This window comes from Lentzea atacamensis, from assembly GCF_003269295.1.
GTDB lineage: Bacteria > Actinomycetota > Actinomycetes > Mycobacteriales > Pseudonocardiaceae > Lentzea > Lentzea atacamensis.
This window is the reverse complement of record NZ_QLTT01000018.1, coordinates 13,194-33,226: the sequence shown is the minus strand read 5'-3', so window position 1 is coordinate 33,226 and position 20,033 is coordinate 13,194. Positions and strand designations below refer to the sequence as shown.

At 68.8% G+C, this 20,033-nt stretch carries 20 protein-coding genes and 2 tRNA genes; 9 read left to right on the top strand and 13 right to left on the bottom strand.

From position 1 onward, the window contains the following. Positions 1-73: 73 nt before the first annotated feature. Positions 74-1,177 carry a peptide chain release factor 2 gene (gene prfB, locus C8D87_RS44055; protein WP_109639781.1) on the bottom strand — a complete coding sequence of 368 codons (1,104 nt, stop codon included), beginning with the start codon at positions 1,175-1,177 and terminating at the stop codon, positions 74-76. Between the two features lie 59 nt (positions 1,178-1,236). Then, the gene (locus C8D87_RS44050; RefSeq protein WP_109639780.1) at positions 1,237-1,737 is read right to left on the bottom strand and encodes a PadR family transcriptional regulator; all 501 of its coding nucleotides are present in this window, start codon (positions 1,735-1,737) and stop codon (positions 1,237-1,239) included. A 386-nt stretch (positions 1,738-2,123) separates the two neighbouring features. On the opposite strand from C8D87_RS44050, the gene C8D87_RS44045 reads away from it, so the two are divergent. Then, a complete protein-coding gene (locus C8D87_RS44045) occupies positions 2,124-2,324 on the top strand; it encodes a hypothetical protein (protein WP_030470381.1) in 201 nt (66 codons plus the stop codon). A gap of 78 nt (positions 2,325-2,402) precedes the next feature. Here C8D87_RS44045 and C8D87_RS44040 read toward each other — a convergent pair. The 3 genes from C8D87_RS44040 to C8D87_RS44030 all read right to left on the bottom strand — a co-directional run bounded on the left by C8D87_RS44040 (position 2,403) and on the right by C8D87_RS44030 (position 5,848). Further along, positions 2,403-2,476: transfer RNA gene (locus C8D87_RS44040), tRNA-Met, on the bottom strand. A gap of 245 nt (positions 2,477-2,721) precedes the next feature. After that, positions 2,722-2,795: transfer RNA gene (locus tag C8D87_RS44035), tRNA-Met, on the bottom strand. A gap of 53 nt (positions 2,796-2,848) precedes the next feature. After that, positions 2,849-5,848, bottom strand: a complete 3,000-nt coding sequence (locus C8D87_RS44030) for a UPF0182 family protein (RefSeq protein WP_112232551.1) — start codon at positions 5,846-5,848, stop codon at positions 2,849-2,851. Positions 5,849-5,942: 94 nt separating this feature from the next. Here C8D87_RS44030 and C8D87_RS44025 point away from each other — a divergent pair, with 94 nt between their 5' ends. Further along, positions 5,943-6,482, top strand: coding sequence for a PPA1309 family protein (locus C8D87_RS44025; RefSeq protein WP_112232549.1), 540 nt, complete (start codon positions 5,943-5,945; stop codon positions 6,480-6,482). 232 nt (positions 6,483-6,714) lie between these two features. Here C8D87_RS44025 and C8D87_RS44020 read toward each other — a convergent pair whose 3' ends face one another. After that, entirely contained in the window at positions 6,715-7,794 is a 1,080-nt protein-coding gene (locus C8D87_RS44020) for a YlbL family protein (protein ID WP_233442576.1), read from the bottom strand. A gap of 44 nt (positions 7,795-7,838) precedes the next feature. On the opposite strand from C8D87_RS44020, the gene C8D87_RS44015 reads away from it, so the two are divergent. Next, complete coding sequence (locus C8D87_RS44015) at positions 7,839-9,140, top strand: zinc-dependent metalloprotease (RefSeq protein ID WP_112232545.1); 1,302 nt, start codon at positions 7,839-7,841, stop codon at positions 9,138-9,140. Between the two features lie 175 nt (positions 9,141-9,315). On the opposite strand, the gene C8D87_RS44010 is transcribed toward C8D87_RS44015, so the two are convergent. Beyond that, complete coding sequence (locus tag C8D87_RS44010; RefSeq protein WP_109639770.1) at positions 9,316-9,843, bottom strand: M48 metallopeptidase family protein; 528 nt, start codon at positions 9,841-9,843, stop codon at positions 9,316-9,318. Between the two features lie 195 nt (positions 9,844-10,038). Between C8D87_RS44010 and C8D87_RS46620 the strand changes: the two genes are divergently transcribed. The 4 genes from C8D87_RS46620 to C8D87_RS43990 all read left to right on the top strand — a co-directional run bounded on the left by C8D87_RS46620 (position 10,039) and on the right by C8D87_RS43990 (position 13,018). Beyond that, on the top strand, positions 10,039-10,194 hold the full coding sequence (locus C8D87_RS46620) for a DUF5679 domain-containing protein (RefSeq protein ID WP_169774275.1): 156 nt from the start codon (positions 10,039-10,041) through the stop codon (positions 10,192-10,194). A gap of 45 nt (positions 10,195-10,239) precedes the next feature. Further along, positions 10,240-11,040 carry a cyclodehydratase gene (locus tag C8D87_RS44000; protein ID WP_146772095.1) on the top strand — a complete coding sequence of 267 codons (801 nt, stop codon included), beginning with the start codon at positions 10,240-10,242 and terminating at the stop codon, positions 11,038-11,040. Continuing rightward, positions 11,037-12,347 carry an ABC1 kinase family protein gene (locus C8D87_RS43995; RefSeq protein WP_109639765.1) on the top strand — a complete coding sequence of 437 codons (1,311 nt, stop codon included), beginning with the start codon at positions 11,037-11,039 and terminating at the stop codon, positions 12,345-12,347. The genes C8D87_RS44000 and C8D87_RS43995 overlap by 4 nt, the downstream gene beginning before the upstream one ends. Before the next feature lie 86 nt (positions 12,348-12,433). Next, entirely contained in the window at positions 12,434-13,018 is a 585-nt protein-coding gene (locus C8D87_RS43990; RefSeq protein ID WP_112232540.1) for a hypothetical protein, read from the top strand. A 511-nt stretch (positions 13,019-13,529) separates the two neighbouring features. Here the strand turns inward: C8D87_RS43990 and C8D87_RS46615 are convergent. From C8D87_RS46615 to C8D87_RS43970, 5 genes are all read right to left on the bottom strand, one after another. Further along, the gene (locus tag C8D87_RS46615; protein ID WP_170155165.1) at positions 13,530-13,700 is read right to left on the bottom strand and encodes a hypothetical protein; all 171 of its coding nucleotides are present in this window, start codon (positions 13,698-13,700) and stop codon (positions 13,530-13,532) included. Then, on the bottom strand, positions 13,697-14,569 hold the full coding sequence (locus C8D87_RS43985) for a class I SAM-dependent methyltransferase (protein WP_109639761.1): 873 nt from the start codon (positions 14,567-14,569) through the stop codon (positions 13,697-13,699). Before C8D87_RS43985 ends, C8D87_RS46615 begins: the two co-directional genes overlap by 4 nt. A 286-nt stretch (positions 14,570-14,855) precedes the next feature. Continuing rightward, the gene (locus C8D87_RS43980; RefSeq protein WP_109639759.1) at positions 14,856-15,179 is read right to left on the bottom strand and encodes a WhiB family transcriptional regulator; all 324 of its coding nucleotides are present in this window, start codon (positions 15,177-15,179) and stop codon (positions 14,856-14,858) included. Between the two features lie 100 nt (positions 15,180-15,279). Continuing rightward, a complete protein-coding gene (locus C8D87_RS43975) occupies positions 15,280-15,525 on the bottom strand; it encodes a hypothetical protein (protein WP_112232538.1) in 246 nt (81 codons plus the stop codon). A gap of 135 nt (positions 15,526-15,660) precedes the next feature. After that, positions 15,661-17,730, bottom strand: coding sequence for an ATP-dependent DNA helicase UvrD2 (locus C8D87_RS43970; RefSeq protein ID WP_112232536.1), 2,070 nt, complete (start codon positions 17,728-17,730; stop codon positions 15,661-15,663). Positions 17,731-17,792: 62 nt separating this feature from the next. Here C8D87_RS43970 and C8D87_RS43965 point away from each other — a divergent pair, with 62 nt between their 5' ends. Further along, positions 17,793-18,521, top strand: coding sequence for a DUF4191 domain-containing protein (locus tag C8D87_RS43965; protein ID WP_109639753.1), 729 nt, complete (start codon positions 17,793-17,795; stop codon positions 18,519-18,521). Between the two features lie 60 nt (positions 18,522-18,581). Here C8D87_RS43965 and C8D87_RS43960 read toward each other — a convergent pair whose 3' ends face one another. After that, on the bottom strand, positions 18,582-18,854 hold the full coding sequence (locus C8D87_RS43960; RefSeq protein ID WP_170166810.1) for a DUF1330 domain-containing protein: 273 nt from the start codon (positions 18,852-18,854) through the stop codon (positions 18,582-18,584). A 23-nt stretch (positions 18,855-18,877) separates the two neighbouring features. Here C8D87_RS43960 and C8D87_RS49385 point away from each other — a divergent pair, with 23 nt between their 5' ends. After that, positions 18,878-19,930, top strand: a complete 1,053-nt coding sequence (locus C8D87_RS49385; protein ID WP_411711540.1) for a cupin domain-containing protein — start codon at positions 18,878-18,880, stop codon at positions 19,928-19,930. The last annotated feature ends 103 nt before the right edge of the window (positions 19,931-20,033 follow it).

The window sequence follows — 20,033 nt, the reverse complement described above, 5'->3', positions numbered from 1 at the left end:
CAACCGGTTGACGAAAAAAGCACGTTCGGACCACCTGGTGGCCGAACGTGCTCTTCACCTCAGACCAGTTCCGCTACCCCTGCTGGGACTGCTTGCGCCACCGGATGCCGGCCTCGAGGAAGTCGTCGATCTCCCCGTCGAGCACCGCCGACGGGTTGCCGACCTCGTGGTTGTTCCGGAGGTCCTTGACCATCTGGTACGGGTGCAGCACGTAGGAGCGCATCTGGTTGCCCCAGCTGGAGCCGGAGTCCTTCAGCGCGTCCATCTTCGCCTGCTCCTCCTGCCTGCGCCGCTCGAGCAGCTTCGCCTGCAGGACGTTCATGGCGGTCGCCTTGTTCTGCAGCTGCGAGCGCTCGTTCTGGCAGGACACCACGATGCCGGTCGGGATGTGCGTGAGGCGGACCGCCGAGTCGGTCGTGTTGACGCCCTGACCACCGGGGCCGGACGAGCGGTAGACGTCGACGCGCAGGTCCTTCTCGTCGATCTCGACGTGGTCGGTCTGCTCGACGACGGGCACGACCTCGACACCGGCGAACGACGTCTGGCGACGGCCCTGGTTGTCGAACGGCGAGATGCGCACGAGACGGTGCGTGCCCTGCTCGACGCTCAGCGTGCCGTAGGCGTACGGCGCCGTGACGCGGAACGTGGCGGACTTGATGCCCGCCTCTTCCGCGTACGAGGTGTCGAACACCTCGATGCCGTAGTTGTGGCGCTCGGCCCAGCGCGAGTACATGCGCAGCAGCATCTCGGCGAAGTCCGCGGCGTCGACGCCACCGGCCTCGGCACGAATGGTGACCAGCGCGTTGCGCTCGTCGTACTCGCCGGACAGCAGCGTGCGGACCTCGAGGCTCGCGATCTCCTCGCGCAGCTTCGCCCGCTCGTTGTCGGCGTCGGCCTGGGCGTCGGCGTCCTCGGCCTCCTCCGCGAGCTCGTAGAGCAGCGGAAGGTCGTCGAGCCGTTCCCGCAGGCCGGTGATGCGACGCAGCTCACCCTGCTTGTGGGAGAGCTGGCTGGTGACCTGCTGCGCCTTCTCCTGGTCGTTCCAGAGGTCAGGGCGCGCTGCCTGCTCCTCCAAGTCCGCGACCGCGGCGCGCAGGGCATCGAGGTCCATCACCGCCTCGATGCTGGAAAGGGTGGCGGAGAGGTCCTTGATGTCTGCTTCGACGTCCGGGTTCACGACAAAAGATTACGCCAGCACCGGTCACAGTTCGCGACCGGTGCTGCTGGCGCTCTCTTCTACGCGGTCGGAATCGCGTCGAGCAGCTTGAGAACGGCCTTCGCGTGAGCCAGGCCGAACTCGGCCACCGCCTTCGCGTAGGGGTCCTCAGCGGTCTTGGCCGCGCTCTTCGCGCTCTCCTGCTCCTGACCGTACGTCGTGCGCGCGGTCGTGATCAGGGCCTCTCGCTGCTTGGCGGTCAGCGAGCCGGCGTGCACCAGGCGCAGGATGAGCGGGCTGCGAAGGTGGTCCGGGCCGGGCTCGGACAGCAGCCAGTTCTTGAAGGCCTTCTTGCCCGCCGCGGTGAGCACGTACTGCTGGCTGGACCGCGGTCCTTGCTTGCCGAGTCGCAGCAGGCCCTGATCGGCCAGCGCGGGCAGCTCGCGGTACACCTGGCTGCGGGTCACGCTGAAGAACGCGCCGAAGCGGTCTCCTGCCTCCGCCACCAACTGGCCACCGGTCTTGGGTCCGTCGTGCAGCAGCCCGAGCAGGGCGGCTGCGGTCGCATTCAGGTCTGACACAACGACAACGTTCCCACGTCTGGGGGAAGCTGTCCACAATGGTCAGCCGTTCTGTCCACAGTGGCTGATCACCGGGCTAGCCTGTTGGGCCATGCGGAGCAACGAAAAGTCTCGCTGAGTAAGCGGCAGTTTCCGCGCCTCACGCGTTTGGCCGCTTGACCGTCCGTGTCCATCCCGGATGGAAAAAGCCTTTCGCAGAAACGAAAGTCACCCGATCTCACTCGATCGGCGGTACGACTCTCACCGGCCGGAGCCACCCGAATGGACGGACGTGAGCCTTCGTCGCACAACCTGGTGATGTCCGCGCGCACCCCTTTCCCGCGCCTGCACAACCGGGAAAATGATCATTGCCAGGCAGGCTCGCGAGACCACGGAGGTCGGGGACGATGAACATCAAGTGGCTGGACCACAAGAAGGTGGCGGCGCACACGGTGGCGTGGATGACCGGAGGCATCCCGGAGCAGGCGGGCAAGGACGAGTGCATGGTGTGCGGCAAGCAGATCCGCAAGCACCGCACGGTCAACGGCGAGGGGCGGATCTGCTCCAGCATGCTGTGCGCCCAGTACTGGGCGGAGAACATGACCTGAAACACACCGGCCGCGCTCTTCGCGTTGATCGGGAATAAGCAGAAGGCCGGAGCCTGATGGCTCCGGCCTTCTGTCTAGTAGCGGGGACAGGATTTGAACCTGCGACCTCTGGGTTATGAGCCCAGCGAGCTACCGAGCTGCTCCACCCCGCGCCGCTTCTAGCTTGTCTTGCTGTTGTAAGGAGAACTATACACCCTCTGGAAACCCGTTTTCACCACCCCCCGCGAACTGCGATTTCCGCAGGTCATCGGCAGGTTCACCGCCGGCACAGCGCGGCCTGTTCAACCTACGGGGGTCTGAGGGCCTGCCCCCAGGGCGGGGCTTGGGGCTCCGCCCCCAAAACAAATGCGAAAAAGCCCTGTTCGCGTTCTCCGCGAACAGGGCTCTCCCGGCTTTGTAGCGGGGACAGGATTTGAACCTGCGACCTCTGGGTTATGAGCCCAGCGAGCTACCGAGCTGCTCCACCCCGCGTCGGTATGAATAGAACCTTACGCGGGGTGGAGCGCTTTGTGCAAATCGGGTGGTCAGCCCGAGGGTGTGGGCGACGGAGCCACCGACGACTGGCCGGTCGGCGGCGCCGCGGGAGCCCCGGTGTTGTACTGCTTGAACCGCTTCGTCGCGTCGTCCAGGCGCGCGTACGCCTGGCCGAGCTCGGTGAAGTTGCCGCTCTGCTGAGCCTTCTTGACGTCGGCCAGCGCAGCGTCGATGTCGTTGATCGCCTTCTGCAGGTCGGGGCTGAGCACCCCGTTGGCAGGCGGCGTCGTCGGCGGCGTCGAGGTCTGGCCGTTGCCGTTGTTGTCGCTCGGTGGCGGCACGACCGCACCGGCACCGCTCAGCACCTGGTCCAGCGCCTCGTTCAGCGTGGACGCGTAGCCGACCCGGTCGCCGTACCAGACGAGCACCTTGGACAGCTGCGGGTACGACGTGTTCTGCGAGGCACGTTCGATGTAGACGGGTTCGACGTAGAGCAGCGCGCCACCAACCGGGAGGGTGAGCAGGTTGCCGTAGACGACCGTCGTCTTCTGCTGTGCCAGCAGGTTGAGCTCGCGACTGACGTTGTCGGAGGTGAGGAACTGCGTCTGGATCTGCTGCGGCCCCTTGGCGTCCTGTGTCAGTTGCAGCACGCTGATCTTGCCGTAGTTGTCCGGATCGGACGCGACCGAGACGTAGGCCGCCATGAACTCGCGGTTTTCCCGGACCAGCGGGCTCTGCAGCTGGAAGCTGACCTTCTTCGGGTCGTTCGGGTCACCGGCCAGCACGTAGAACGGTGGCTGGCGGTCCCTGCGCTTGCTCGCCGCGTCGCGCTGTGCGTCCGCCGTCGTCACGTTGTCGATCGTCGGGTCCTGCGGCGGCTCCCAGTAGCCGACACCGGAGTAGAAGTCCGACGGCGACGAGACGTGGTACTTCGACAGCATCTGCCGCTGCACCTTGAACAGGTCCTCCGGGTAGCGGAAGTGCTGGCGCAGCTCGGGCTTGATGTCGCTGCTCGGCTTGACCGTGCCGGGGAAGACGCCCATCCACGCCTTGAGGACGGGGTCCTTCTCGTCGATCGCGTACAGGTTCACCGTGCCGTCGTAGGCGTCCACAGTGGCCTTGACCGAGTTGCGGATGTAGTTGACCGGCTTGTTGACCTGCGAGACCACCACGCCGTCCGCGGTCAGCGAGTCGTTCGTCGCGTCACCCAGCGGCGTGCGCTGCGCGTACGGGTAGCTGTCGAGCGTGGTGTAGCCGTCGACGATCCACGTGATGCGACCGTTGACCACGGCGGGGTACGGGTCGCTGTCCACCGTCAGCCACGGCGCGACGGCCTGCACGCGGTCGCGCGGCGTGCGCTTGAACAGGATCTTCGACTCGTCCGCGATCGACTGGTTGAAGAGGATGTTCCGTTCGCCGTAGTAGGCCGCGAACGCGAGCTTGTTGAACAGGCCGCCGATCGGGACGCCGCCGGAGCCGGTGTAGGTGTAGGCCTTGGCGTCGGTGTCGTACTCCGCCGCCGAACCCTGCGGCCGGCCGCCGACGATCGAGTAGTCGTTGGCGCCGAACAGCTCGCCGTAGTAGGTGCGCGGCTGGTCGACCTTGATGCCGTTCTCGGCGTTGCGGACCGCGCCGTCCGGCGCGACCTCACCGGTCTTGAACTCGGGGTAGCCGCCGTTGGTCTGGTCGGCCACGGCGTTGACCTTGTTGGCCTCGGCGTAGACGAAGCCGTTGCCGTGCGTGTAGATGAGGTGCTGGTTGATCCAGTCGCGCTGGCCCTGCGGCAGGCTGTCGAGCTTCAGCTCACGCACCGCGACGATGTAGTCGCGCAGCTTGCCGTCCACTGTGTACCGGTCGACGTCGAGCTTGTTCGGGAAGCCGTAGAACGGCCGCAGCTGCTGGAACTGCGTGAACGTCCGCGCGAGCACCGCGGGGTCGAGCAGGCGGATGTTGCCGAGCGTGCCCGCGTCGTTGGTCTTGATCTGGTCGTTGCTGATGGTCTGCTTGCCGTCGTAGGGCTTCGTCTCGACCTTGTCGTCGGTCAGTCCGAACGCCTGCCGGGTCGCCGCGATGTTGCGCGTGATCGACTCGGCTTCCTTCGCGATGGCGTTCGGCTTGACCGAGAACTGCTCCAGCACCGCGGGCCAGGCCGCGCCGACGAGCACGCTCGAGAGCACCAGCAGGACCGTCGCGATGGCCGGCAGCTGCACGTTGCGCATGAACGCACCCGCGAAGAACGCGATCGCGCAGAACACCGCGATGCACAGCAGGATCAGCTTGGCCGGCATCACCGCGTTGAGGTCGGTGTAGCTCGCGCCGACGAACTTCTCGGTGTCGTGCAGCAGCAGCTCGTACCGGTCGAAGAAGTACGCGACGGCCTTCAGCAGCACGAACGTGCCGGCGACCAGCGCCAGGTGCAGCCGGGCGGGCCCGGACAGCTGACCGCCGCGACCGGCGAGCCGGATGCCGCCGAACAGGTAGTGCGCGATCACCGCGCCGATGAACGACACCGCGGTCGTGATGAACAGCCACGACAGCACCCACTGGTAGAACGGCAGCTGGAACGCGTAGAAGCCGATGTCGTGCCCGAACTGCGGATCCGTCACGCCGAACGGCTGGGCGTTCAGGAACAGCTGGATCTGCTGCCAGTCCGCCTGCGCCGACGCGCCCGCGATCAACCCGATGAACACGGGGATGCCGATCGCGAACAACCCCATCCGCCGCATCACGACGGTGCGGTAGCGGGCCACCGGGTCATCGGGCCCCGAGACCGGCACGAACACCGGTCGCGACCGGTACGCGAGCCAGAGGTTCAGGGCGACGATGCCGCCGACCACGACCCCTGCGGCCACGAACAGACCCAGCCGGGTGAGCAGAACTGTGCTGTAGACGTTGCGGAAATTCACCTCGCCGAACCACAGCCAGTTCACGTAGGTGTCGAGCAGCCGCGATCCCGTGATGAGACCGAACAGGAGCACAACACCGACGATGAGCAGGATTCGGCTGCGTCGGGACAGTTTCGGCAGTCCGACTGGAGGCCGTGTGGCCACGAGGCACGCTCCTGGATCGCGGAATTTCAATACGTACGTTTAGTCCAACTCTACGGACGACGCCCTGGGTTCCCGCGAAGCCCGCAGTCTTACGATGACACGCGTGTCAGCGAGTGAAACGCCAGCGGTCATCCTCCCGACGGTCGCCCGCGAGGTTGAGGAGTTCGTAGGTGCGGGCGGCTGGGAGCAGCCCCCGCAACTCTTCGCCCTCGTGGCCACCTCAGACCTGATCGCCCAGCAGCCGGAGCTGCGTGACCAGCTCGATCCGGAGTCGTCCCCGCTGACGCCGATCGCGCAGGACGCCCTGGAAGGCGACCTGGGCGACGCGCTCGCGGGCATCGAGTGGCCGCCGGCCGTCACCGGCTGCGCGCTGGCCCAGGAGATCGTGGTCCTGCCCCCGGAGGCGGAGACCGAGCTCCACCACGGCGAACTGGACGACGAAGCGGCCCGCAGGTTCGCCGCAGAGCACCCGGCACGCCGCGAGGCCCGCCTGGTGGCGGCCGTGCTGCGCGACGGTTCGGTCTCCTGCGTGCTGCGGCTGCGCGGAACGGTCGAGGTGCCAGAAGAGGTCGTCGAGCACCCCGAGCTGGCGCCCAACCTCACCGACGCCCTGCTCGCCACGCTGCGGCCCTAGTCGTCACACCCCCAGGCTGGCACAACCCCGGCGCCTGCTCGCGCCGGGGTTGTCAACTCGTTGTGCGCTGTTCGCGAGAAGCGGACGACCATCCGCTGTGACGGTCGACCTGGTCGGGACCATGCACGTCCCCATCTCCCTGGCAGAGCTCGTGAAGGCGGGCCGCGAGACGGTGGGGCGGCTCCCGGGGATCGACGATCCGCCCGTCATCGAGGCTCGAGCTGACCGGCCGTCAGCAGCCCGGGGTGGGCTCGCCCTTGTTCAGCGCCTCCAGCGACGACACCGCGTCCTTGAGGTTCTCGACCTTGATCAGCGTCAGACCCTCGGGGGCCTGCTGCTTCGCGTCCGTGCAGTTGGCCGAGGGCACGAGGAACGCCGTAGCGCCCGCTTCCTTCGCCGCGACCATCTTGAACGCGATGCCGCCGATCGGCTTGACCGTGCCGTCGCCGGTGATCTCGCCGGTGCCCGCGATGGCCTTGCCGCCGTTGAGCTCACCGGGCGTCAGCTTGTCGACGATCGCCAGCGCGAAGATCAGGCCCGCGGACGGACCGCCGACGTCAGACAGGCTGATCTTGATCTTGAACGGCACGTCGGCGCGGTCGACCGGCGAGATGCCGATGAAGCCCGCCGGGCGGCCGTCGTCGCGGGTGCCGAGGGTGAGCTGGGTCGACTTCGAGGTGCCGTCCTTCTCGAAGGCCACCTCGATGCGGTCGCCGGGCTTGGTGTTCTCCAGGGCGGCGCTGACGTCCGCGGAGCTCTGCACCTGCTTGCCGTTGACCGAGATGATGCGGGCGCCGAGCGGGATCACGTTCTCCGCCGGGCTGCCCTTCGTGACCTGGTTCGCGATCACCTTGCCCGGATAGCCGAGGTAGTCCAGTGCGGCGACCTCCGCGGAGGTCTGGGACTCGCTGAACGCGAGCTCGTTGTTGCGCTGCACCTCCTCCTCCGACTCGCCGGGCTTGAAGAACTCCTCGCGCGGCGCGAGCGCGTAGCGGCCGGAGAGCCACAGGCCGAGTGCGCCGAAGAGGGACATGTCGTCGGTGAGCGAGACCGTCGTCATGCGCAGTGTCCCGTTGGTGGGGAAGGTGTTCTGGCCTTCCACCGAGATCACGTCGGCGTCCTTGACCTTGCCGAGCACGTCGTAGGTCGGGCCGGGGCCCAGCGCGACGTACGGGACTCTGGCGAAACCGCCGAGCAGTCCGAGTGCCGCCACCACTAGGAAGCTGACGATCAGCGTCCACGTCCGGCGGGTCAGTCCGCGCTCCCTCGGCGGGGGCGCGGGAGCGGGTGCGGTCGTGACGGTTTCACTCACGGCTGAACAGCGTACGACCATGTGGATCCGCGTACGGTAGAGGCATGAGTGACGTGCCGTTCGGGTTCAGCCCGCACGACCCCGACGACAAGAGCGGGAAGCCGGGAGACAACCCGTTCGACTTCAGCCAGCTGGGCAACATGCTGAGCCAGCTGGGCGCGATGCTGAGCAGCGCAGGATCGTCGAGCGGGCCGGTGAACTACGACCTCGCCAAGCAGATCGCGTTCCAGCAGCTGTCCTCGACGACCACCGTCGGGTTCGCCGCCGACCAGTCCGGCGCGGTCACCGACGCCGTGCACCTGGCCGAGATGTGGCTCGACCCGGTCACCTCGCTGCCCGCCGGCACCCGCACGACGCAGGCCTGGACCGCGCGTGACTGGATCGAGAAGACCATCCCCACCTGGCAGCGCCTGTGCGACCCGGTCGCGCAGCGGATGTCCGGCGCGTGGGTCGAGGCGATGCCCGCCGAGGCGAAGCAGGCGGCCGGTCCGCTGCTGTCGATGCTCGGCCAGATGGGCGGCATGGCGTTCGGCTCGCAGCTCGGCAACGCGCTGGCGCAGCTCGGCGCCGAGGTCCTCACCTCGACCGACGTCGGACTGCCGCTCGGCCCCGAGGGCACGGCGGCGCTGCTGCCCGCGAACATCGAGAAGTTCACCGAGGGCCTGGAGCGCCCGGCGTCCGAGGTCATGGTGTTCCTCGCCGCCCGCGAGGCCGCTCACCAGCGCCTCTTCACGCACGTGCCGTGGCTGCGGCAGCGTCTGCTCGACACGGTCGAGGAGTTCGCCAAGGGCATCAAGGTCGACACGTCCGCCCTGGAGCAGCTCGCGGGCCAGATCGACCCGTCGAACCCCGCCTCCATCGAGGAGGCCATGAGCTCCGGCCTGCTCGAACCGCAGACCACCCCGGAGCAGAAGGCGGCGCTGACCCGCCTGGAGACGATGCTGGCCCTGGTCGAGGGCTGGGTGGACGTGGTGGTGGACGCCGCCGTGTCCGATCGCCTGCCCGGCGCCGCGGCACTGCGCGAGACCCTGCGCCGCCGCCGCGCCTCCGGTGGTCCTGCTGAGCAGACGTTCGCCACGCTCGTCGGCCTCGAACTGCGCCCGCGTCGCCTGCGGGCCGCCTCTGCCCTGTGGAAGCTCGTCGGCGACCAGCACGGCGTCGAGGTGCGCGACAGCGTGTGGGAGCACGCCGAGCTCATCCCGACCGCGGAGGACCTGGACGACCCGCTGGAGTTCGCCGAGCGCCTGGCCAGCACCCGCAAGGCGCTCGAGGACCCGATCGCCGAGCTGGAGCGCACGATGCGCGAGGACGGCGACAAGGGCGGGGACAAGACCGAGGAGAGCTGATCGGCTCCTGAACATGCGAAACGCCCGGCGAGGACTGTCCTCGCCGGGCGCTTTCGCGTCGGGGGTCCGGGGGCTTGCCCCCGGCGTGGGGTCTGGGGACTCGGCCCCAGAAGACACGTGGAACGAAATGCGGCGAGCGCACTCCGCGAGCACACCCCTCCTTTGAGTGAACCCTTCAGTCCTCCGTCATCCCAAGGCCTGCGGCGGCCGAGAGTCCTTCCAGGTAGCCCATGGCCCGCTCGGTCTTCGGGTAGTTGTGCACCCACTCCCAGAAGTCCTTGCCGTGGCCGGGCACCAGCAGGTGCGCGAGCTCGTGCACCAGCACGTAGTCGAGCACCCACGGCGGTACGTCGCGCAGCCGCTCGGACACCCTGATGGTGCCCTCGGTCGGCGTGCACGACGCCCAGCGCGTGCGCATGGGCGGCACCCAGCGCACGCTGACGGGGTCGGCGAGCGAGTCCAGGTAGCGCGCCGACAGCTCGGTGCACCGCGCCATCAACGCCTCGTCCGACGTTCGCGCAGGGCTCTTCCTGCGCGTCTCGCTGCGCTGGAGGCGGCTCAACATCTCCGCCACCCAGTGCTTCTCTTCCCCCTTGGTCATCCGTGCCGGCAGAAGGACGACGACGGTGTCGCCCTCCCGGTACGCGCTGACCATGCGGCGGCGCCGGGGGCTCCGCCGCACCTCCACCCGCGGTTCGGCCATGCAGTCACCGTAAACGGCGCCACCGACAATTTTCGGCCCCCAACCGGCGGCAGCCGCGCACCCGGCGGGTGAAGTTCCACCGAACGGCGGCTGGACACGCGCAGGATGAACATGCGCGGTTTCACCGTCTCGCCCAGGTACCGTCGCGACAAGGTCCCCGAGTGTGTCCGCACTCACAACTGCAAGGGAGGGGCTGTGGCCGAGAAGTACAACGGCTACTGCGTCAAGTGTCGGGAGAAGCGCGACTTCGACGGCAAGGTCGAGGAGACCAACGGCCGGCGCATGGCGAAGGGCACCTGCCCAGTCTGCGGCACGAAGATGACGCGGATCCTCGGCAAGGCCAAGGTTTGACGTTTCCGCTGGCAGGGGGCCTCGCCCCCTGCCAGTCTTTCTGTTGTGGACTCAAGACCTCGCGTACGCCCAGGACTCGCCGTGGTGCGCCGCGGCCCCGGCACCGTGCAGGTCGGCATCGACCCGAAACACGCCGTGGTGATCGACTCACTGCCTGAATCGCTGGTCGACGAGCTCCTCACCCTGGACGGCCGCCACACCATCGCTGAACTGGGTGAAAGACTGAAAAGCCGCGGCGAGGACCCCACCCAGCTGGGTGACGTGCTCGCCGCGCTCGAAGAGGCCGGCCTGCTCGACACCGGCTCCCCCGCGAAGGGCGCGACGGTCGCCGTCCACGGCGCCGGGCACCTCGCCCTCTACATCACTTCGCTGCTGGCCGAATCGGGCATCCGGCTCGCCCACAACGCCGACCTCGTGGTGCTCGCCGCGACGCTCGTCCCGGATCCGGGACTCGTCAGCGCGCTGATGGCGTCCCGCACGCCTCATCTGGCCGTGCGCGTGCGTGAGGGCGTGGGCATCATCGGGCCGCTCGTCCTGCCCGGCCGCACGAGCTGCCTGAACTGCGCCGACCTGCACCGCGCCGACCAGGACCCGGCGTGGCCCGCCATCGCGGCGCAGCTCGCCGGCAAACCGGCCTCCACCGACGTGCTGTTCGCGTCGGGCACGGCAGCGTTCGCCGTGGTGCAGACCCTGGAGTCGTTGATCTACGTCCGCGGGCGCGACCTGCCCCCGCCACCAGTGCTGAACGCCACTCTCGAACTCGACCTGGTGGCGGGCGTTGCTGAGAGGCGAAGCTGGTATCCGCACCCTGACTGTCAGTGCTCCGCACATAACATGGCCGAGTGACCGAGATTCCGCGCAAGGCCGTGCAGCGCACCGCCAAGCTGGCGAGCCTCCCGCTCGGGGTGGCAGGCCGGGTTGTCGGTGGCTGGGGGAAGCGACTGACCGGACGCGCGGCCGATGAGGTCAACGCGGAGGTGACGGCCAAGACGGCGGAGCAGGTCTTCGCGGTGCTCGGCCAGCTCAAGGGCGGCGCGATGAAGTTCGGCCAGGCCCTGAGCGTCTTCGAGGCCGCCGTCCCGGACGAGCTGGCCGCCCCGTACCGCGAGGCGCTGACCAAGCTGCAGACCGCGGCCCCGCCGATGCCCGCCCGCACCACCCACCGCGTGCTCGCCGAACAGCTCGGCGCGTCCTGGACGAAGCGCTTCAAGTCGTTCGACGACGACCCTGCCGCATCGGCGTCCATCGGCCAGGTGCACCGCGCGGTGTGGCACGACGGCCGCGACGTGGCGGTGAAGGTCCAGTACCCCGGCGCCGACGAGGCCCTGCGCGCCGACCTCAAGCAGCTGCTGCGCTTCTCCCGGCTGCTGCAGGCGATCATGCCCGGCACCGACGTGCGCCCGCTGCTGGAGGAGCTGCGCGACCGGTACCTGGAGGAGCTCGACTACCGCGACGAGGCCGCCAACCAGCGCACCTTCGCCAAGGCCTTCGAGGACGACCCGCACGTGCTCGTCCCTCGCGTCGTCGCCTCGTCGCCCAAGGTCATGGTCACCGAGTGGACGTCCGGTGTCGGCCTGTCGACGATCATCCGCGAGGGCTCCGTCGAGGACCGCGACCTGGCCGGCCAGCGACTGGCCGAGTTCCACTTCTCGGCCCCCTCGCGCTCGGGCCTGCTGCACGCCGACCCGCACCCCGGCAACTTCATGCTGGGCGACGACGGCCGTCTGCGCGTGATCGACTTCGGCGCCGTGGCCCGCCTCCCCGACGGCCTGCCCAAGACCCTGGGCCTGATGACGAGGCTCGCGCTGGACGGCCGCTCCGCGGACCTGGTCGAGCTCCTGCGCACCGAGAACTTCATCCGCGAGGGCATGGTCCTGCACGGCGACGACGTGCTCGGCTACCTCGCCCCGTTCGTGGAGCCGCTGCGCACGGAGTCGTTCCACTTCACCCGCCGCTGGCTGCAGTCGCAGGCGGAACGAGTGGGCGACCTGCGCAGCCCTGATTCCCAAACGGGCCGCTCCCTGAACCTGCCACCGCAGTACCTGCTGATTCACCGCGTGACATTGGGCGCGACGGGCATCCTCTGCCAATTGGACGCCCATGTGACTGCACGCGAAATCGTGGCGCGCTGGCAGCCGGGATTCGACGACTAACTCGTCCGAGTGAACCCGGGCCAAGTTGTCCACAGGTTGACGCTCACCCCGGTTCGACGGCGTCCCCGTCCGCCACGATAGACCGCATGACCCCCATCGCAACCACCGCTGACCTGCGCAAATCCGGACTCTCACCGCGCGAGATCCTGCGCCACTGCACCCCCGCCGGTCCTTGGCAACAGGTGCTTCCCGGCGTAGTCCTGCAAAAGCCGTCACCGCCGACCCGCCTGGACCGGCTTCGCGCGGTTCTGTTCTTCGCGGGCCCTTCAGCGGTGATCACGGGGGCGGACGCGCTGTCCCGGCAAGGCGCCACGATTCCTCTCCCCCGGCACATTCACGTGCTCGCGGGAAAGAACACGCGAAGAGCACATCCGCAGATTCTTCTCGAACGCACGAACCGGCCGCCGGGCGTCGTGGAGTGCCACGGCCTGCGGCTGGCCCACCCGGCACGGGCCGCCCTGGACATGGCTCGCCGAGAGACCAACCCGCGCGCCGTCGTGGAGATCCTCGACGCCGTGGTGGACGCGCGGCTGTGCTCGCCAGCTGATCTTCACGAAGAGCTGGGGTTGAGCAGCCGACGAGGAACGGCGCTGGTCAGGCAGGCCTTACGCCACCTGTACCCGCTTCGCGTCTCGTCGCCTCAGGCCCGCCCACGAGTCCGGCCGGACTGAGCCGGCGACGCACCCCGGCCCGCCCCGCGCCGACAATTGCGCACCCCTGAACCCCGGCGCGGCGCGATGTCCCCGCCACGACGATCCCCGGCCACCAGCCACGCCCGACGCCGAACCGGAGACGCATCCGAGCTCACCCCACGACGATCGGCCACCAGCCGTGACCAACCCCAAGCCGGGGCGCGCCCGAACTCGCCAACTTACCGAGCAACGCCAACCCGAGCGCACAACCCACATGAAGCTTGCCAGCCCAAAACCCGGCGCGGCGCGACGTCACCAACCCCACGACCATCCGGCCACAAGCCACGCCCCACCCCGGACCAGAGACGCACCCGAGCTCGCCCCACGAAATCGGCCGCCAGCCGCGACCAACCCCAAGCCGGGGCGCGCCCGAACTCGCCAACCCACCGAGCAACGCGAACCCGAGCGCAACAACCCACATGAGTCGTGCCGGCCCAAAACCCGGCGCGCCTGACCAACCCCACCCCAGCGGCCAACCCACTGGGCGGCGTCAGCGCCAGTACTCGTCCGGCAGCTTGCCCTCGATGTCCCGCACATGGGTCTTCGCGCACACGTGACACAACCACCGGGTCGCCCCACCGACCCGCTCAGACGACCAGGCCAGGAACTCCAGGTCGGAAACGGAGGCACGCGACCGCCCGCATCTGTGGCAGGCGATCACCTGCGCCGTCCCAGGTGGACGGTGTCGGTCTCGAGCAGGAACACGTCCTCCCGAGCCCCGACGTACTCGGAGTCGGAGGGATTCAACAGCCGACGCAAGGCGGCGCGATCGGCCGCATGCAGGTAGGGGCCGGTGATCTCGGCGAGCCAGGTCAGGCGGTCGACCGCCCATTCGCGGACGAGGTGCTTGGCAGGAGCCGGGTGGTCGACGACGAAGCTGAAGGCGCTGATCTCGCCGAGGCCCGCGTCGGCCAGGGCGACGTTCCAGCCGACCGGCAGCCGGACGGAGCCGGCCATGTTCTCGCGCATCAACGTGAACCACTCCGCGCGGGCCGCGGCCACGCGGTCCTGCAGGCCCGGTTCGCCGACGCCGAGGTCCCAGGGCAGAAATCGAGTTTCCAGCCCGCCTTCGGCCAGGGCCAGCCATCCGCCGGGAGCCAGGGCGGACACCAGGCGGCGCACGCCACGCAACTGATCAGGGAGGTGGTGGATCACCCGCGAGGCCCAGATGAGCTCGACCGGTCCGGAGAAGGACAGCGGGTCCTCGGTCGCGAGGTCCGCGAGCACGGGCTTCACCGACACGGCGCCGTCCGCCTCGGCACGCGCCGCGGTGCAGGCCGCGTCGAGCAGTTCGGGTGTGGCGTCGACCAGCACGAGGACGCCGCCGCCGTGTTCGCGCAACGCCGAGACCAGCGGCACGCTCATGGCGCCGGCGCCGCAGCCGACGTCCATCACGACCGGTGAGTCGGGTAGAGGGGCGACGAGTCTCCGCGCAACAGAAGACAGCGCTTCCTCCTGCAGGGCGCCGTAGCGCCTCATCCCGCTCAACCGAGCGGACCAGTCGATTCCGTCGTGGGTGTGATGCGGCACAACCGGAACGGTACGGAGGAACGGCCGAGGCCGCCATCCACCTTCTCGTGGATGACGGCCTCAGCTCGAGACTGTCAGAGGTCGAAGCGAGCCGCTCTGCGACCGGCCCATCGCGCCAACCTGCGCCAACGTTGCGCTGACGCGAGGCGGTTCGCCATGCGTTGCTCTTCAGCGAACCTCTGGGCTTCTTGTATTCGTATTCGCACGAGCTCTTCATTCATGGACATGGGTGTCAGACCCTCGTTCAGGTAGGTGGGCGTTGCGTTGTGGTTGATGTGCACGGTGTTCACGCTGCCGCCTCCGTCTTGTCAGCAGTGACAACAGCTGCCGCGTCCTTGCGCGGACGGCCACGCGGCCGCTTCCGCGCGATGACGGCCCCGCGCTCGAAGATCTCTCCACCCCAGACACCCCACGGCTCGTGACGGGCGAGCGCGCCGGCGAGGCACTCCGCCAGCACCGGGCAGGTCCCGCAGAAGGACTTCGCCTTCTCGAGGTCGGCCGGCGTGTCAGCGAACCAGAGGTCGGGGTTGTGGGTGCGGCAGGGCAGGTCAAGCCCGTCCGCGAGGTCCGGAAGTGTCTCGCCGGTGAGCGGGACAGTCGCGGTCAACATCAGGGTTTTCTCCTTGTGTGGGGTACAGCAAAAAACACGAAAGCCGCGGACTCTGTGCGAGTCCGCGGCTTTCGTGAGCCTGGTGGTCCTTCGACCCCTTCTATGGGGTCGGCAGGAGCCTTCTCACTTGATGCGCGGACAGCGCAGTCGTGTAGTTGGGAACGTCATCAGCGGTCGGCCGGACGATCGGCTGCTCGATGAACAGGCCGATGCCGCGCTCACGACCCAGCAGTGCCACTGGCTTGAGGGCAGACTTCTGCCACACGGCCTGAGCGTTTGCGGGCATGCAGAGGTGCTCGGACAAGGGGAGGCCGAGTGCGCATTCGATGCTCTGGATCTTCTTCACAACCGGCACCTCCCTCAGAGGTCTCTGCGAGCTAGTAGTAGTTCTTCTTCCCCAGACGGGTCCTCCGGACCCGGCATGAGCAGGTTATGACCCCGTACCTGGGGCGTGCAACCTATTTAACGAAACTTGTCCCGATCAGGTGGCGGAGTACCCGACACCGGCTCGGACCAGGCCCAACACGTCGTCTCCGAACTTATCAAGCTTGGACGCGCCGATGCCTGAGATCGCCACAAGTCCGGCCGAATCCGTGGGTCGCTGCTCCGCGATCGCCATCAGCGTCGCGTCGGTGAAGACGACGTACGCGGGAACCTTCAGCTCCCGCGCCCTCGCCGCACGCCACTGACGCAGCGACTCGAGCAGCTCTTCGTCCACATCGGACGGGCAGGACTTGCAACGACCGAGCTTGACGGACTGCGCTTCGACCAAAGTCGCCGCGCACACCCGGCAGGTCGGCTTTTCCTTCTTCATCAGAGGTGGCCGCCCGGCGCCCGCAGATACACGTGCGGCCGGGTGGTTCTCCGGCACGAGGCTGTAGAGGAACCGCGACCGGCGGCGGTACTTGCGTCCACCGGCCGCGCGCGACAACGCCCACGACAGCCAGAGGTGCTCACGCGCGCGCGTCACGCCCACGTAGAGAAGACGACGTTCTTCTTCGACCTTCGACTCGTCGCCGTCGGCGTACTGGATCGGCATCGTGCCCTCGACCAGTCCGACGAGGAACACGGCGTCCCACTCCAGACCCTTCGACGCGTGCAGCGACGCGAGCGTCACGCCCTCGACCGTCGGCGGGTGCTGCGCCTCGGCCCGCACGTCCAGCTCCGCGCAGAACCGCGGCAGGTCGGCACCGGGCACCGCGGCGACGAACTCCTCGGCGAGCTCGACCAGCGCGAGCAGCGACTCCCAGCGTTCGCGCGCGGAGCCACCGGTAGGCGGGTCGTCGGTCAGCCCGACGCGGCCGAGCACGGAACGGACGACCTCGGGCAGGCTTCCGGAGACCTCACCCGCCGCACGCAAAGCGATCATCGCCTGGCGCACCTCGGCCCGCTCGAAGAACCGCTCGCCACCGCGCACCAGGTACGGGATGCCGTGCGACGCGAGTGCCTGCTCGTACACCTCGGACTGCGCGTTGACGCGGTAGAGGATCGCGATCTCGGAGGCCGCGACGCCATCGTCGAGCAGCGTCTTGATGCGCCGCGCGACCGAGTCGGCTTCCGCGGGCTCGTCGTCGAACTCGTGGAACCGCGGCGCGGGCCCGTCCGGCCGCTGCCCGATGAGGTTCAGCCGTGAGCCGGCCGGACGCCCGCGCGCCCACTTGATCACGTCGTTGGCCAGCGCCACGACCTGGGGCGTCGAGCGGTAGTCGCGCTCCAGCCGTACGACGACGGCCTCGGGGAACCGCCGCGCGAAGTTGAGCAGCGGCTGCGGCGAGGCGCCGGCGAACGAGTAGATGGTCTGGTTCGCGTCGCCGACCACGGTCAGGTCGTCCCGGCCGCCGAGCCACGCGTCGAGCACGCGCTGCTGCAGCGGCGTCACGTCCTGGTACTCGTCGACGACGAAGCAGCGGTAGCGGTCGCGGAACTCCTGTGCGACCTCGGCGTTGTCCTCGAGCGCGGCGGCGGTGTGCAGCAGCAGGTCGTCGAAGTCGAGCAGCTGCGCCTCGTTCTTGAGCTGCTCGTACATCGCGTAGAGCTTCATGATCTGCTCGGCGGGCGCGGGGATGTCGCGCGCGGCCCGCGAGGCGGCTGCCGGGTACGCGTCGGGCGTGAGCAGCGAGGACTTCGCCCACTCGATCTCACCGGTGAGGTCACGCAGCGCGTCGGCCTCGGTCGGCAGGCCCAGCCGGGAAGCGGCACGGCCGACGACGCGGATCTTCTGGTCGACGAGCTCCCAGCGCGGGCCGCCGATGACCCGCGGCCAGAAGTAGCGCAACTGGCGTGAGGCGGCGGCGTGGAACGTCACGGCCTGTGCGCCGTGCACGTCCAGAGAACGCAGACGGGTGCGCATCTCCCCCGCGGCGCGCTTGGTGAACGTGACGGCGAGGACCTGCGACGGGGCGACGTGCCCGCGTTGGCACAGGTAGGCGATGCGGTGGGTGATCGTGCGGGTTTTTCCGGTACCCGCTCCCGCCAGCACGCACACCGGGCCGCGCGGCGCTTCCACCGCTGCGCGCTGTTCCGGATCAAGACCCTCCAGCAACGCCTCCATGCCCGGCAGTCTCGCAGATGGCCGATGCAACACTGAGACCAGCGCGCCGTATCCTGGTGGGTATGGCTGGTAAGCAGGACAAGGCGGCTGCCAAGGAAGCGGCGAAGGTTCGTCGCGCGGCTTCACGCGAACGGCGCAAGCAGATCTTCGAGGCGTTCAAGATGCAACGCCGCGAGGACAAGGCGCTGATCCCGCTGATGCTGGGCGCGATCCTCGGCGTCACCGCGATCGCCGTGGTCCTTGGCCTGGTCTTCAACGCGGTCTGGATGTTCGTGCCGCTGGGCGTCGCGATCGGCGCGCTGCTGGCCGTGATCATCTTCGGCCGCCGCGTGCAGAGCAACGTCTTCCGCAAGGCCGACGGCCAGCCGGGTGCCGGCGCGTGGGCGCTGGAGAACCTGCGCGGCCGCTGGCGCGTGACCCCCGCCGTCGCGGGCACCACGCAGCTCGACGCCGTGCACCGCGTGCTCGGCCGTCCTGGCGTCGTCCTGGTCGCCGAGGGCGCCCCGCAGCGGGTGAAGCCGCTGCTCGCGCAGGAGAAGAAGCGCATCGCGCGCGTCGTCGGCGAGACCCCGATCTACGACTTCATCATCGGCACCGAACAGGGCCAGGTCCCGCTGAAGAAGCTGCAGTCGACCCTGATGAAGCTGCCGCGCAACATCACGGCCGCCCAGGTCGACGCGCTCGAGACCCGTCTTTCCGCGCTCTCCAGCCGCGGTGCCGCACTGCCCAAGGGCCCGATGCCGCAGGGCGCGAAGATGCGCAACGTCCAGCGCACGCTGCGTCGCCGCTAGGTCCAGCTCCCACCACGTGAAGAGGCCCGTTGCCGGATCGGCAGCGGGCCTCTTCACGTGTCAGGCCTCGCCGACCACGACCTTCACGGTGAAGTAGTGGCGACGCAGTTCCTTGAGCGGCTGGTACTCCTCCGAGTTCCAGATCTCCTCGACGGCTTCCTTGCTCGGGTACTCGTGAATGACGAGCGTGCGCGTCCCCCGGTCGCCTTCCAGCACCAGCGGCTTCGTGTCGACGAGGAGGTTGCGGGCACCCGTCTTCTCGATGAGCGGCAGCACACTGTCGACGTACTGCTGGAACCCTTCTTCATCGGCGATGGGTCGCGCGAAGTACACGCGCTCGCGGTGGAGCCGGTGCGCTGCACGGTCTGAGCGACCGCCCTGACACGGCCGTCGAGGAACTGCCACCCGCACGCGAGACCGACGCCGACGACGGCGTGCCCGACCAGCCGCACACACACCTGGTGTGCGGGGCGTACCGGCTGGACCGCGGTCACGCGCACCCGTTCCTGCGCACGCTGCCGGAGGTGCTGCACCTGCGTTCCCGTCCCGGCAGGCACCCGGCCCTGCGCGCCGCCGTCGACCTGCTCGGCGCGGACGTCACCGAAGCGAAGCCGGGAGCGGGCGCCGCCCTGCCCGCGCTGCTCGACCTGCTGCTGGTCTACCTGCTGCGCGCCTGGCTGGACGAGGAGTCGGCCCGCAGGCCCGGCGCGGGCTGGTGCGCCGCGTTCACCGATCCCGTCGTGGCCACCGCGCTGAGCAACGTGCACCAGAACCCCGCACCCCGGTGGACCGTGACCGAGCTCGCAGGGAAGGCGGGCCTGTCGAAGACGGCGTTCGCCCGCCGGTTCACCGCACTGGTCGGACAGGCACCGATGTCCTATCTGACGTGGTGGCGGCTGAGCACCGGCGCACGACTGCTGCTCGACGGCGACGACACGCTCGCGTCGGTGGCACGAAAGTGGGCTACACGTCCGAGTTCGCCTTCGCGGCCGCGTTCAAGCGCGAGTTCGGCGTGGCGCCCGGCAGGTTCCGCAGGTCAGCGCACCCGGATGACGACGGTGCCCGCGGCCTTGTCGTGCAGGCACCGGCCATCGGAGTCCCAGACCAGCGCCGGGATCAGCGGGAAGATGAGGACGGTCCGCAGCAGCGCGCGCGGTAGGTGCACGAAGGCCTTGCCGTCGATGCGCGCGACTCGCAGCCCGAACAGCGCGTGCCCCGGCGTGAACCCGAAGAAGGCCACCGCGACCACGGTGATGACGAACCAGGCCAGCAGGCTCCAGTTGCGCGGCAGCTCCGGCCTCGTGAAGAGTCCCGCGACGCCTGCCGCGAGGAGGAAGTCGACGAGGATGGCGAACGTGCGCCGCCCGATCGAGGCGATGGAACCCGGCCCCTTCTCCGGGAAGCCGTGACGCTCGCCACGCCAGCGCTGCTGAGTGCCGTCGTTCGACCCATCACCCGGCGACAGCACCGAGTTGGGTCCCGACAGCCACGAACCGGTCCACCTGCTCACTC